This window comes from Allobosea sp. P2_A10, assembly GCF_056405115.1.
Map to the genome: position 1 here is coordinate 26,144 of NZ_JBFUCS010000028.1, position 12,626 is coordinate 38,769.

Below are 12,626 nucleotides of genomic sequence, written 5' to 3' on the forward strand. Positions count from 1 at the left end.
CCCGACCTCGCCGAGGCGCTGCGCAATCAGCACGCTTTGCGTCGGCCGGTTGATCAGTACGGCGATGTCGGCGTAGCGGCGCAGCAGATCCTCGTTGCGGCGCAGTAAGAGTTAGCGCGATCGCGGGATGCTTTGGCGCGATAGCCAAGCCTGAGCCCTGCCCTCCTCCTTGCGAAAAAGGCGCTGAGTTTCATCCGCGCCCAATTGGCTGACAGAAGCTGAGCCGGTGCGAATTTCTCAAGATGCTTTCCATTCGCGTAGCCAACAGCATCAAACTTCGTTCGCGATCAACACCTTGTTGCGACATAACTAGCCAATTCGGCTTTACTACAAAAAAACTTCCAATGTAGCCCATAATAAAGACGGTATTTTTCGCTAACCGCCATACTTGTCCGCCAGCTAGACCCTTTCGACGGTAGCTGATCAGGGTGGCCTACATCATCGGAAGTGTATTACGGAGAAGTTGGTAGCCGTGAATAGCGAACTCGGCCTCGGCGCCAGACAGACTGGCGACTAGGAGCCGCACAAGCCGGTTGGCTAAGGCTCGACCATCGCCGGCCGGCCACCCGCGCCGGCCAAGAAATCGAGCTGCCCGTCGATGAGCAGTGTCGAAAAGCCGTGCGTCACCGACCAGACGAACAGGATCGTGCCGAGATCGGGATAGTCGACGAAGGAGGGCGGCGGCAGGGACAGTGGATCGTGCCCTGCTGACCTGCCACTGGTTTGTCATCCAGCGGCGATTAAAGCCTCGGCAGGTTTTACGCCGTGTGGCGCGGTGGGAGCAACGGGCGATCGGCGGAGCTGGTCGGGGTTGCGCAGCTGATCGTTCGTTGCGGTGAGGTTGGCGGCGTAGGCCTCAGGGGTCAGGTAGCCCAGCGACTGAATTGAATAGGACGCTTGCGCCCGCCGGTGAGCGTCATTGCAGATCGGAAAGAGCGGCCCTGGCTGTTTTCGGGGCGTTCTGAAGGTCGCGGGAGCGCCATATGGCACTGCCACAACCTAACATTCCGCGATGCGCGAAATGGCCTACAGCCGTAGTGGATTGACCACCGCGATGGAAGAGTCCCGTTCGGAATGAAACAATTCTGGAGGCCAAGCGTAGTTGTTGCGCGTTACACGTTAGAGCGGTCCGAACCCTGAGATCGTTTGGCGATCGAGGAAGCGTCCCTGCGGCGCTCGTTTGGAGTGCTTATGCTCGAAAAAGACGACTGGCATCTCACCGACTTCGCCCATGAGCAAGGTCGGGGCGATCCGTTCGCTGCGGCGGTCCGCGCCACACGGATGGCGATGGTGATCACCGACCCGCTCAAGCCTGACAACCCGATCGTCTTCTGCAATGAGGCTTTCCAAAATCTCACCGGGTATTCGCGCGAGGAGACGCTGGGGCGCAACTGCCGCTTCCTCCAAGGGCCGAGCACAGATCCCACCGCCATCGCCAAGGTTCGCCAGGCCATCGCGGACAAGACGGATATCAATGTCGACCTGCTAAACTACCGCAAGGATGGCACGACGTTCTGGAACGCACTTTATCTTAACGCGGTCCGCAACCATGCCGGCGACGTTCAGTTTTACTTCGCCTCTCAGCTTGATGTGACGGCGCGTGTGGAGGCCCAGAACGCAATCGCCGAGCAGAAGGCAATCGTCGACGCCGAGGTCAAGCGCCGCACAGCCGAGCTTGAGGCCGCGCTGGAGGCGAAGACGCTGCTGCTCCACGAGGTCGACCATCGGGTTAAGAACAACCTGACCATGATCGGCGCTCTGCTGCGCCTCCAGGCCCGACAGATCGACAATCCAGAGATGGCGGCCAAGCTCGGCGTCATGATGGAGCGGATCGACGCCATGGCGACCGTGCATCGGCGACTCTATCAGTCGCAAGACGTCACAAAGTTTGACATCGCCGCCTTCGCGAAGAGTATGGCGGATGACGTCGTGGGGGCTAGTGGCCGCACGAACATCAAGCTCGTCGCCAACATCGAGCCGATCGAAGTCAAATCTGACCATGCCTCGTCGCTAGGCCTCATACTTAATGAGATGCTAACCAACGTTATCAAACATGGCCTTAGCGATGGACGCGCCGGAACGATCACGCTGACGGCGCGTAGGAGCGATAACGGGTCGGTCGTCACGATCGCGGACGACGGACATGGAATCGATCTCGATAAGGCGAGCGACGGATTGGGTTGCACCTTGATCACGCGGTTGTCGAAACAGGCGGGAGCCAAAGTGATGTGGGAACGCTTGGAGCCGGGCACTCGCGTTACGTTGCACATGGCGAACTAGGGTACACGTGTTGAAGACCAAGCCCCTCAAGGTCCTGATCGTCGAGGACGAGGCACTCCTTGCAATGGACGTGGAGATGATGGTCGAGGACTCCGGCCATGTCGCCGTTGCCGAGGCCGCGTCCCTCTATGACGTCGAGGACATGGACGACAATCTCGATCCCGATCTGGCCTTCGTGGACATGCACCTTGCCAAGGGCACCAACGGATTGCAGGTTTCGGCGCTGATACAGGAGCGCTGGCCAGACGCGGTCATTATATTCGTGACGGCGAATCCCCTCATGATTCCCGATGACTTCGCTGGCGCACACGGCGTCATCCCGAAGCCCTTCTCGCGGAATGGCTTCATGTCGGCGATGAACTATCTCGGTGAGGGCATCACCAATCCGCCGCCATCAAGCGCGAAGCCAGGCGAATTTGTCACGGCCGAGCGCCTGATGGCGGACTTCGCCATCTAGTCTACCGCGAGGTCTCCCGCCCAGCCGCGACAGCCTTTTAGGATAGCAGCCCTCGACCGCCGGGGGTGGCCCAACGCGATGGATCAGAGGAGTCGAGCGCTGGTCCGGGCGAGTTGCGCCAATTGCTGACCTTGGAGGCTCGCTCCGAACCAGATACTCAAGATAGAGCCTTGTTTCCTCAGCCAATGACCTCATCGAACCTGCCACCCCCGATCCCGGCGGGGTCCACGCTGGCCGCAACCTAATCGCGTATGGTCCTTTTGTAGTAAGCATGGCTTATCAACCAGATGAGAAGCCGGCCGCCAGCTGTGGTCCTCACCGCTAACTCACGCGGCTTTTACCAAGGCTTTGCCAAGATGCGAGTGGGTCATCTGCAGCAGTTCGCGGAGCTGCTCGAACTCGTGGTCTGCCAAGGGGCGGCCTTCGCGGGCAAATCGCTCGATTTCAGCTGAAGCGGCAGCAACGCGACGAGCGCCCAGGTTGGCGCTCATTGACGTTGCCCCCAGTTTTTATCCAGCGCTGAGTTCGTTTCTGGCGGTTGTGGAGCCCGTTCGGGCTGGTGAAGCGATGAGCTCTGGCGCTGTGCTTGTCGCATAGCGCGGCACCAGGGCCCGGCGCGGGGTTAAGGTCGAGGCAAATTCAGTCGGGGTCTGCCATCCGAGCTGCGAGTGAGGGCGTGCGGTGTTGTAGTCGATGCGCCAGTTGGCCAATGCCGTGCGCGCCTGCGGCAGTGAGGAGAACAGTGTCTCGTTGAGCAGTTCGTCACGCAGGCGGCCATTGAAGCTCTCGATGAAGCCGTTCTGCATCGGTTTGCCTGGCGCGATGTAGTGCCATTCGACGCGAGCCTGATCCGCCCATGCCAGGATCGCGTTGCTGGTGAACTCGCTGCCGTTGTCGCTGACGATCATCTTCGGCCTGCCGCGCTCGGCGATCACGCGGTCGAGTTCGCGAGCGACCCGAAGCCCCGATAGCGAGGTGTCGGCGACCAGCGCCACGTTCTCTCGCGTGCAATCATCCACGATGGTCAGGATCCGGAAGCGGCGGCCATCGGTGAACTGGTCGGAGACAAAGTCGAGCGACCAGCGCTCGTTGGGCCCGAGGGGCACCAGCATCGGTGCTCTGGTGCCGATGGCCCGTTTGCGCCCGCCGCGTCGCCGCACCGTCAGCTTTTCCTCGCGATACAGCCGGAAGAGCCGCTTGTGATTCACGACATGGCCTTCGCGTTTGAGCAGAACATGCAGACGCCGATACCCGAAGCGTCGGCGCTCGCGGGCAATCGCGATCATGCGATCCCGCAGAGCGCGATCGTCAGGGCGCGCGGATTGGTATCGGACGGTCATGCGGCAACAGCCGATGGCTTTACACGCCCGCCGTTCGCTCATCGCGTGATGCTCCACGAGATGCGCGACGGCTTTCCGCTCGGCAGCGGGCGTCACCATTTCTTTCCCAGCAGATCCTTCAGCGCGACGTTGTCGAGCATCGCATCGGCCAGCATCCGCTTCAGCTTGGAGTTCTCGTCTTCCAGCGTTCGAAGGCGCCTGGCCTCCGACACGTCCATCCCGCCGAACTTCGCCTTCCACTTGTAGATGCTGGCGTCGCTCACACCGTGCTTGCGGCACAGATCAGCGACCGAGACCCCGGATTCCTGTTCCTTCAGGATCGCGATGATCTGCTCTTCCGAGAAGCGGCTGCGCTTCATGTCCTGGTCCTCTCAATGGGCCAGAACGAACTTCAAACCGGATCAAGCCCGAGGGGCAACGTCACGGGTGAGGAACTGGAAGCTGACGCATGACGAGTTCGGTTCAGCACCGTCAAACCAACTGTCGGAATACGCGGGGATGCCCTGCCTATAGTTGCGAGCTCAGCAGGCTCGCGAGCCAGTCCGACATTTTTTCCGAGGCGGTTCTTCGTTCCCATCGAGCCAAAGTGTAGGGCGTCGATCGTTTGATGTCGGCATCGAAAAGCTCGATCTGTTTCTTTGCAAAGCGCTGCTCGTAAAAGTTGACATTGGCCTCATCGTTAAGGCGAAGGGCGCGCTCGTCGATGTTGGTAGATCCCACAGAACTCCAAATCTCGTCAACGATCACGACCTTGCAGTGGTACATCGTTGGCTCGAACTCATGGATCTTCACACCCGCCCTCAGCAGTTCTCCCCAAAAATGGCGTGACGCGTTGCTCACCAGGCGCGCATCTGTTTTCGCGCCGGGGACGACAATCTCGATTTCCACGCCGCGCTTCCGAGCGTCCAGCAGTTGGCTCCGAATAAGCGCGTCAGGTACAAAGTACGGCGTTCCGATGCGAATGTTTCTTTCGGCGGATGCAAGAGCCGTCATGAGCATCAGATGCATGACGTTACGCTGATGTGTCGAACTCAGCACGACCTGGGCACCATAATCGCCGACCGGTCCTTGTTCCGGGAAGTACCGATCACCCATCAGGAGCTCTCCTGTGGCCTCGATCCAGTGCTCGGCGAAGGCGGCTTGCAGCTCCGAAGCAGCAGGTCCTTCGAGCTGGTAGTGCGTATCACGCCATTCGGCGGGCGTCCGGGCATCTCCGTTCCACTCGTCCCCGATACCGACACCTCCCGTGAAGCCGACACGACCATCGGCTATGAGGAGCTTCCGGTGCGTGCGATTGTTCAAACGGTCCAGCGTGCTCCACTTGACCGGTCGAAAGCGAACGACTTCCACTCCTGCTGCTTGCATTTGCTGGATGAGGCGCTCGTCCATCGGGATGCTGCCGACCCAATCGAGAAGGACTTTTACGCTAACTCCAGCACGAGCTTTCTCTGAGAGCACATCAGCAAACTGGTCGGCTATGTCCCCCCGCCAATAAATGTAGGTTTCGAAAGTGATTGTGTTTTTGGCCGCACGCATGGCCCGGAGCATCGCCGGAAATATTTCGTTGCCGTTGGCCAGCGTCTCCACTTTGTTTCCAGGAATGGTGTTGGAGCCGAACAGGGCTCCCATCGACGTCCTGAATTGGGCGTCAGAGGACGAAAGATGGTGGGGCAGCGGCTTCTGGCGCTCCCGCCCCTCGGGTAGGAAGTTCGCCACCAGAAAACATGCCAAGCCTCCAAACGCAGCGGACACCACAGCGAGGACCAGCGGATGTCTGGCTATCTTCATTCTTCCCGGCCATTGATTCTTGTCGGCGGTTATTATCCCGCCGGCCTGTTTGGTTCGAGGGGGTGGGAACTGAGGAAACGAGAAATCTGATGTGAATCGTCCCAACGCCGCCGGCACCAAATGCTTTCATGTTGGATTAAGCGGTTGAAAATCTGAACAAAGGCCTCCGGAGTCGATCCGGAGGCCTGAGCATTTTACATATATTAAAGTCGGGCCTGCCCGCGCATATACGGGTCGGACTTCTCGTCGAAGCGCGTCCAGCCGTCCTTGCGGTACTCGGCTATCCGGGTGTCGCGATCGATCGGGGTCGCGCCGTCGAGGATCGCTTCCACGGCCGCTTCCTGCTCCGGCTTAGCGCGAACCGAGACTACTGAACCGCCGCGACGGACAGTCTCGGCATAATAGTTGGCCTCGTCCTCGTCGTGGCCCTCCTTGACGAAGGAACCGACCAGGCCGCCGGCGGCGGCACCTGCGACAGCCCCAGCTGCGGTGGCGGCCAGCCAACCAGCGGCGACGACTGGACCGACGCCGGGGATGGCAAGTAGGCCGAGGCCCGTCAGGAGTCCGGCAGCGCCACCGACACCAGCGCCGATGCCGGCACCTTCCGCCGCATTGGTCTCGCCATCGCCGTTACGGCCGACGATGCTGACGTCGCTGCTGGAAATCCCGGCCGCCTCCAGCTGCTCGACGACGGCGCTGGCGGTTTCGTAGTTGTCGTACGAACGGGTAATTGTGCGGGTCATGTGTATCTCCAAAGGTCGTGGTGAGAGGGCATCCGTCAGTTCTTGACGATGTTGCCGCGGTAATCGACGGAGACGTTGACAGAGGCGCCGGCGTTGGTCGCCTTGCCCTTCCAGACGCCGTTCGCATCCTTCTTCAGATCCGTGACTTTGGTGTAGCCGTTGGCCTCCAGGCGGCTCTTGGCCTGGGCCTCGGTGAAGCTGTTGGCGCCCGGCAGCGGGGCGTTGGCATCGGCCGGGGCGGTTGGGGCGGGCTTCGGCGAGGTCGTGGCCGTCTGGGCCATGGCACCGAAGGAGGTCGCCGTGACGATCAAGGAAGCGATGATCAGCTTTTTCATGGTGGTCTCCTGAGGATTGCGGGCGTTGCCGCGATGCCCAGGAAAACGGCGTCCTGCCCGTTTAAGTTCCATTCTAAATCACGCCCGCGTGATCGGAACTGGAATGATTCTGCGCGGTTGAACCGGTGTTTTCAACCACGCCACCGGGAGAAGAACCATGGCAACCGAACCCAAGTCCCTCGCTGACATGTTCCACGACATGCTCAAGGACGTCTATTACGCCGAGAAGCAGATCCTGAAGGCTCTGCCGAAGATGGCCAAGGCCACCAAGTCGGCCGAACTCAAGAAGGCGTTCGAGACCCACAAGGCCGAAACCGCCGAGCAGATCGAGCGCTTAAGTCAGGTCTTCGAGCTCATCGGTAAAACGCCGCGTGCGAAGACATGCGACGCTATCCTGGGCATCCTCAAAGAGGGYGAGGCCGTTATCGAGGATTATGAGGACAGCCCTGCCCTCGATGCCGGCTTGGTCGCCTCGGCGCAGGCGGTCGAGCACTATGAGATGGCACGCTATGGCACCTTGAAGGCCTGGGCCCAGCAGCTCGGTCACAAGGATGCGGTGACGCTCCTCGACCAGACGCTCGCCGAGGAGACAAAGACGGACAAGCTCCTGACCGAACTCGGCGGCACGGTGAATTCCACCGCCACTGGCAAGGTCGCCAAGGCGGCCTGATCGCTGCCCAATAATCGGAGGCCCGTCGATCGGCACTCGGCGGGCCTTTTCCATGACCGATCGATAACGCGTTGCGTCGGCCGCACCGGCGGAAACACAATCCAACCTGTCAAAAGAGGTGGCGACCGTATATCAGTTCATGCTGGGAGGTAGAGGTTCGCTTTTCTAAGGACCGATCCATGACCCTTGTCGACACGTTTTCGCGTTCGTTCATCCCGGAGAACGAAGCCGCCCGGATGATGGCGGTTCGCCGCTACGACATCCTGGACACGCCTCCCGACGGCGCATTCGACCGAACGACAGCGATCGCCTCGCGACTTTTCAACGTACCAATCGCCATCATCAGCATCGTTGATAACGACCGGATCTGGTTCAAGTCGCATCACGGGCTCTGGCTCGACGTGGAGCAGATCGACCGCGAGCCAGGGCTTTGTGCGTCGGCTATCCTCCAGTCCGAGCCCTGGGTTTTGCTCGACGCGAAGACGGACCCGCGCTCTCTGGCAAACCCGCTGGTAGCAAGCGAATCTGGCTTGCGCTTTTACGTGGGCGTCCCTCTACAGACGAGCGACGGCTTCAACCTCGGGACCCTCTGCGTCATCGACAAGGAGCCGCGCACCGTCAGCCCGGACCAGATCGAGACACTGAAGGATCTCGCCGCCACCGTGATGGACCAGATGGAGCTTAGGCTTTCTGCGCGGCGCGCAGTCGCCCAACTGGAAGAGGTCATCGACGAGAAGGATGCTGCGCTCAGACGCTCGGCCATGATGGCCAAGGAGATCGACCATCGCGTGATGAACAGTCTCCAGATGGTGGCGTCCCTGCTTAAGCTGCATGGCCGCAGCCTCGCCGACGAGACGGCTTCCGCGGAGTTGGCCTTGGCCGCGAGCCGCGTGGCGGCGGTCGCCCGGGTCCACCAACACATCTATATGAGCGATACGGTCGAGACGACGGAATGCGCCAGCTATCTGCGGCGTCTATGCGAGGACCTGTCCGATATGCTGCCCGATGGGCGCGGGCCCATCGTAGTCAAGGCGACCACGACCGATTTGCCCACCGAGCAGATCGCGCCGCTGGGGCTCATCCTGAACGAGTTTGTCACAAATGCCGCCAAGCACGGCCAGGGTAGGATAACGGTCGCCTTGGAGCATCAGGGCGAGACTCTCTACGTGATGAATGTCAGCGATGAGGGGAAGGCACTGGCGGAGGGGTTCGATCCGTTCGCACGATCTGGCTTGGGCATGAAGGTCGTCGGAAGCCTGACGAACCAACTCGACGGCAAATTCGTCGTGAAACAATCCGATGACGGTGCACATTCCCTCTTTACCGTCGAGTTTCCGCGAGCGCGATAGCCAGTCGATCGGATCTTCGAGGCGCGCCACGCCTTCGACCATGGAACCCGGAACGGGAATGGCGGTTGCTGGAATGGGGCGTGCAAGCACCGGAACTGTCACGATGTCGAAATACACGTTCACGACCAACGATAGTGAGCGTGTCGAGCGGTCCGATGAGCCTCTCGAATTTCCGGACACAAAGGCGGCCACCGACGACGCCCAGATCGCCTTGGCCGAGATGGCCCGCGAGAAGCTCCCGAATGGCAAGCACGCGGATTTCAGCGTCCATGTCGAGAACGAGGACGGGAAGCCGATCTATCAGGCGTCACTTACCTTCAACGCCAAGACAGAGGCGGAAATGAACGAGGATGCGCACGCAAGCGCTGCGCCAGGCGAGGCACCCAGCGAATAAAAAATGCCAGACGGCATAGAGTGGCGATAGTTCGGCGCTGCTATGATTAATGGCCCGCTAAGGATAACCAGACAATTCTTTGCATTCGACGGCAACAACCAGCTTCGGCGGCAGTTGGCTAACTGTGACAGCCGAAGGTATCGCAATGACAAAACTCGTTTTGATCGTCGAAGATGAGCCTATCATCCGCATGAACGCGGTCGCGATCGTCGAAGACGCTGGCTACGATGTCGTCGAGGCATCAAACGCCGATGACGCCATGGCGCTCCTGGAGTCCCGTCCGGACATCGCCGCCGTCTTCTCCGACATCGAGATGCCCGGTTCGATGAATGGGCTGGACCTCATTCATGAGGTGCGGACCGGTTGGCCCCCGGTAATCCTCATCCTAGCGTCGGGTCGCATAACGCCGCCGGGCTGCGACATGCCAAGCGAGACCATTTTCCTGCACAAGCCCTATTCTGAGACCGCACTGCTCCACGCGCTGCATGCCGTCCACTAGCGCCGCTTGGACCGCTGCGATCATTCGCTCGGCAGGCGCGGGTTGCACAGCCAAACTGAAGCTCGTTGTCCACGAGGCATGTTTTGCCAGCTATCTTCTTTCAAGCCGACCTTAAGCGTTCGCAGTGGCGCGATGTCCAAGGTGCGCCGGTCGAGAGTTTCGCGTGCACCGAGAAGCCGTCCCTCAGAACGAGCTGACGTACTTGCCACAACGAGCTCGAGTGCCCGTTGCGCTCATCGGAGATCAGTGTTCTCCTTGTTTCCCGCCGATATTCGCCCTCCCTGCTGCAAATCGTTTGTTAAAATAGCTGGCCTACCGTGCTGATCACCGGAACTCATAACCTGTCGCTCGTCGCGCTCTCGATTCTGATAGCGGCAGTTGCCTCTTACACGGCGCTTGATCTCGCTGGCCGGTTGCGTGCCACGTCCGGGCGGGCTTGGCGAGCTTGGCTCGCGACTGCGGCGCTTGCGCTGGGTGGCGGCGTCTGGGCGATGCACTTCATCGCGATGCTGGCGTTCAGCATGCCGGGCATGGCGGTGCATTACGATGCCGTCCTGACCATCTTGTCCTTCGTCCTGCCAATCTTAGTCACGGGGTTGGGCTTTTTCATCGTCAACCGCCGCGACAGCGGGCCTGCCGCGCTTGCCGCAAGCGGCCTCGTCATGGGCCTTGGAATCGCGGCTATGCACTACACTGGCATGGCTGCAATGCAGATGGGGGCTCACCTCAGATATGATGTGTGGTGGGCCGCGCTTTCCATTCTGATTGCAATTGGGGCCTCAACGATCGCCCTCTGGCTTGCCTTCAAGAACACCAACCAGATCCAGAAAATCGTGGCCGCAGTAGTGATGGGCATTGCAATTGCCGGGATGCACTACACGGCCATGGTGGCGGCGAAGTTCACGATGTACCACGCGGCTAGCGAAGCGCATGACTTTGCGAGTATCGATCAGACCAGCCTCGGTGTTGGCGTTGGGGCCGCCACCTTCCTCATCCTCTCCCTGGCGCTGATCGCAGCCATGTTCGACCGCCGTTTCGCATTTTTGGCCGAGAAGGAAGCCCTGGCTCTGCGCCAAAGCGAGGAGCAGTTTCGTAGCCTCTACCGAAAAACGCCGCTTCCGCTTCACGCCCTGGACCGTGAGGGGAGGATTCAACATGTTAGCGATGCTTGGCTCGACCTCTTGGGCTACGACCGCGATGACGTCGTTGGCTGTCCTCTGACCAAATTCATGACGGAAGCCTCTTCCCGGCAGCGGGACACGGTGGCATGGCCCAAGCTGATTGAGCACGGCGAACTCAACGCCGCTGACGAACAAGTCATTACCAGCACTGGCAAGGTGCTTGATGTCGTCCTCTCAGAACGTGTCGAGCATGATGAGGAGGGACGCTTCCGGCGGATCCTGGGCGGATTGGTGGACGAGACGGCCCGAAGGAACGCGGAGGAGGCTCTCCGACAGGCGCAGAAGATCGAGACAGTTGGGCAACTGACAGGCGGAGTCGCGCACGACTTCAATAATCTGCTGGGCGTCATCATGGGCAGCCTCGATCGCTTACAAAGGCAGATGCCAAACGATCCAAAGTTGATGCGCTTGGTCCAGAATGCGATCCAGGGCGCTGAACGGGGAGCAGCCCTCACACAGCGCATGCTGGCTTTCGCGCGTCGGCAGGACCTCAAACCCGAAGCAGTGGATGTTCCAGCCTTGGTACGCGGCATGGAAGACCTGTTGCAGCGCTCGCTGGGACCCGAGATGCGTATTGAGACCCGGTTCCCGCTCGGCTCTCTTCGTGCCCGCGCAGACGCAAACCAGTTGGAAATGGCGCTCTTGAACCTTGTCGTAAACGCGCGTGACGCGATGCGCGAGGGCGGCACAATCTCGATTGCGCTTCGGCAGTCTGTGGCGGGTAACGACACCGAGCTTGCTCCGGGCCATTATCTTTGCCTGTCTGTCAGTGACACAGGCGAAGGTATGGATAAAGCCACGCTTGCGCGAGTACGGGAGCCATTCTTCACAACAAAGGGAGTCGGGAAGGGCACAGGCTTGGGAGTTTCGATGGTTTACGGCTTTGCCAAGCAATCTGGCGGCACGCTAGTGCTCAAGAGCCGCAAGGGAGAGGGTACAACCGCCGAAATCTGGCTGCCAGTGGCAGCGGCAGCGACCGATCAACCGGCTCGCGATGCAATGCCCATAGAACCGAGCCAAAGCAAGCCGCTGAGACTGCTCGTTGTCGATGACGATGCCCTGGTCCTGATGAATACCGCCGCAATGCTGGATGATCTTGGTCACTCCGTCGTCGAGGCATCTTCGGGCCAACAGGCCCTGGAAATCATCAACGGGGAAAACGTGTTCGATCTGCTGATCAMGGATCAGGCGATGCCAAGGATGACAGGCGCGCAGTTGGCGTCAGCCGTGAGGTCGGTCCACCCCAACCTGCCAATTTTGATCGCCACTGGCTACGCAGAATTACCACCGGGAGTGAACCTTCCTCGCTTAAGCAAGCCGTTCGATGAGACAGCACTCGCGCGAGCGATCGCAGCTTGCTTGGAGGGAGATTACAAGCTCGCTGAATGACGAACGAAGCAAGCGGTGAACCGATTCTTTGTGAGATCGCCTGCAATGTTGCCCCTGTGAGGGGCGCTTATCGCGTTGAAGGTTAGTCCCCCTGTTATTGGCTCTGGCTGATCCTTCCGGTTTTTCGGAAGGGTCCGGGGATGACGGGTGTGGAGACGATTGCGCGGATCCGTTTCGAGCATTTCCAGAACAGCAAGGGGA

General features: G+C 60.1%; 12 protein-coding genes and 2 pseudogenes. 7 read left to right on the top strand and 7 right to left on the bottom strand.

The features are described from left to right. Positions 1–726: 726 nt before the first annotated feature. A pseudogene (locus AC1DZY_RS24670) lies at positions 727–879 on the bottom strand (IS3 family transposase); the annotation flags it as partial. Between the two features lie 312 nt (positions 880–1,191). Between AC1DZY_RS24670 and AC1DZY_RS24675 the strand changes: the two are divergent. Together AC1DZY_RS24675 and AC1DZY_RS24680 are read left to right on the top strand one after the other, a co-directional pair. Beyond that, the gene (locus AC1DZY_RS24675) at positions 1,192–2,280 is read left to right on the top strand and encodes a histidine kinase dimerization/phosphoacceptor domain -containing protein (RefSeq protein WP_476822800.1); all 1,089 of its coding nucleotides are present in this window, start codon (positions 1,192–1,194) and stop codon (positions 2,278–2,280) included. Positions 2,281–2,287: 7 nt separating this feature from the next. After that, complete coding sequence (locus AC1DZY_RS24680) at positions 2,288–2,737, top strand: response regulator (protein ID WP_476822801.1); 450 nt, start codon at positions 2,288–2,290, stop codon at positions 2,735–2,737. 326 nt (positions 2,738–3,063) lie between these two features. Here the strand turns inward: AC1DZY_RS24680 and AC1DZY_RS24685 are convergent, their stop codons facing one another. The 6 genes and pseudogenes from AC1DZY_RS24685 to AC1DZY_RS24710 all read right to left on the bottom strand — a co-directional run bounded on the left by AC1DZY_RS24685 (position 3,064) and on the right by AC1DZY_RS24710 (position 6,943). Further along, positions 3,064–3,228, bottom strand: coding sequence for a hypothetical protein (locus AC1DZY_RS24685; RefSeq protein ID WP_476822802.1), 165 nt, complete (start codon positions 3,226–3,228; stop codon positions 3,064–3,066). 18 nt (positions 3,229–3,246) lie between these two features. Further along, the gene (locus AC1DZY_RS24690; RefSeq protein WP_476822803.1) at positions 3,247–4,356 is read right to left on the bottom strand and encodes an IS3 family transposase; all 1,110 of its coding nucleotides are present in this window, start codon (positions 4,354–4,356) and stop codon (positions 3,247–3,249) included. After that, positions 4,284–4,436, bottom strand: a pseudogene (locus tag AC1DZY_RS24695) (transposase); the annotation flags it as partial. The pseudogene AC1DZY_RS24695 and the gene AC1DZY_RS24690, both read right to left, overlap by 73 nt. Before the next feature lie 148 nt (positions 4,437–4,584). Continuing rightward, on the bottom strand, positions 4,585–5,865 hold the full coding sequence (gene cls / locus AC1DZY_RS24700) for a cardiolipin synthase (protein ID WP_476822804.1): 1,281 nt from the start codon (positions 5,863–5,865) through the stop codon (positions 4,585–4,587). 203 nt (positions 5,866–6,068) lie between these two features. After that, the gene (locus AC1DZY_RS24705; protein WP_476822805.1) at positions 6,069–6,608 is read right to left on the bottom strand and encodes a hypothetical protein; all 540 of its coding nucleotides are present in this window, start codon (positions 6,606–6,608) and stop codon (positions 6,069–6,071) included. Between the two features lie 35 nt (positions 6,609–6,643). Next, positions 6,644–6,943 (bottom strand): PepSY domain-containing protein, encoded by a 300-nt coding sequence (locus tag AC1DZY_RS24710; RefSeq protein ID WP_476822806.1) that lies wholly within the window; start codon positions 6,941–6,943, stop codon positions 6,644–6,646. Between the two features lie 157 nt (positions 6,944–7,100). Between AC1DZY_RS24710 and AC1DZY_RS24715 the strand changes: the two genes are divergently transcribed. From AC1DZY_RS24715 to AC1DZY_RS24735, 5 genes are all read left to right on the top strand, one after another. Then, positions 7,101–7,613 carry a YciE/YciF ferroxidase family protein gene (locus tag AC1DZY_RS24715; protein ID WP_476822807.1) on the top strand — a complete coding sequence of 171 codons (513 nt, stop codon included), beginning with the start codon at positions 7,101–7,103 and terminating at the stop codon, positions 7,611–7,613. Between the two features lie 179 nt (positions 7,614–7,792). Further along, entirely contained in the window at positions 7,793–8,962 is a 1,170-nt protein-coding gene (locus AC1DZY_RS24720; RefSeq protein ID WP_476822808.1) for a histidine kinase dimerization/phosphoacceptor domain -containing protein, read from the top strand. 103 nt (positions 8,963–9,065) lie between these two features. Then, the gene (locus AC1DZY_RS24725) at positions 9,066–9,356 is read left to right on the top strand and encodes a DUF6894 family protein (RefSeq protein ID WP_476822809.1); all 291 of its coding nucleotides are present in this window, start codon (positions 9,066–9,068) and stop codon (positions 9,354–9,356) included. Between the two features lie 145 nt (positions 9,357–9,501). After that, positions 9,502–9,855, top strand: a complete 354-nt coding sequence (locus AC1DZY_RS24730) for a response regulator (protein ID WP_476822810.1) — start codon at positions 9,502–9,504, stop codon at positions 9,853–9,855. A gap of 317 nt (positions 9,856–10,172) precedes the next feature. After that, positions 10,173–12,425, top strand: a complete 2,253-nt coding sequence (locus tag AC1DZY_RS24735; protein WP_476822811.1) for an MHYT domain-containing protein — start codon at positions 10,173–10,175, stop codon at positions 12,423–12,425. Positions 12,426–12,626 lie beyond the last annotated feature (201 nt).

Excerpts from the sequence above, each read along its gene's own strand:
- AC1DZY_RS24675 (WP_476822800.1), top strand. The coding sequence starts at position 1,192 with ATGCTCGAAAAAGACGACTGGCATCTCACCGACTTCGCCCATGAGCAA.
- AC1DZY_RS24685 (WP_476822802.1), bottom strand. The coding sequence starts at position 3,228 with ATGAGCGCCAACCTGGGCGCTCGTCGCGTTGCTGCCGCTTCAGCTGAA.
- cls (WP_476822804.1), bottom strand. The coding sequence starts at position 5,865 with ATGAAGATAGCCAGACATCCGCTGGTCCTCGCTGTGGTGTCCGCTGCG.
- AC1DZY_RS24705 (WP_476822805.1), bottom strand. The coding sequence starts at position 6,608 with ATGACCCGCACAATTACCCGTTCGTACGACAACTACGAAACCGCCAGC.
- AC1DZY_RS24710 (WP_476822806.1), bottom strand. The coding sequence starts at position 6,943 with ATGAAAAAGCTGATCATCGCTTCCTTGATCGTCACGGCGACCTCCTTC.
- AC1DZY_RS24720 (WP_476822808.1), top strand. The coding sequence starts at position 7,793 with ATGACCCTTGTCGACACGTTTTCGCGTTCGTTCATCCCGGAGAACGAA.
- AC1DZY_RS24725 (WP_476822809.1), top strand. The coding sequence starts at position 9,066 with ATGTCGAAATACACGTTCACGACCAACGATAGTGAGCGTGTCGAGCGG.
- AC1DZY_RS24730 (WP_476822810.1), top strand. The coding sequence starts at position 9,502 with ATGACAAAACTCGTTTTGATCGTCGAAGATGAGCCTATCATCCGCATG.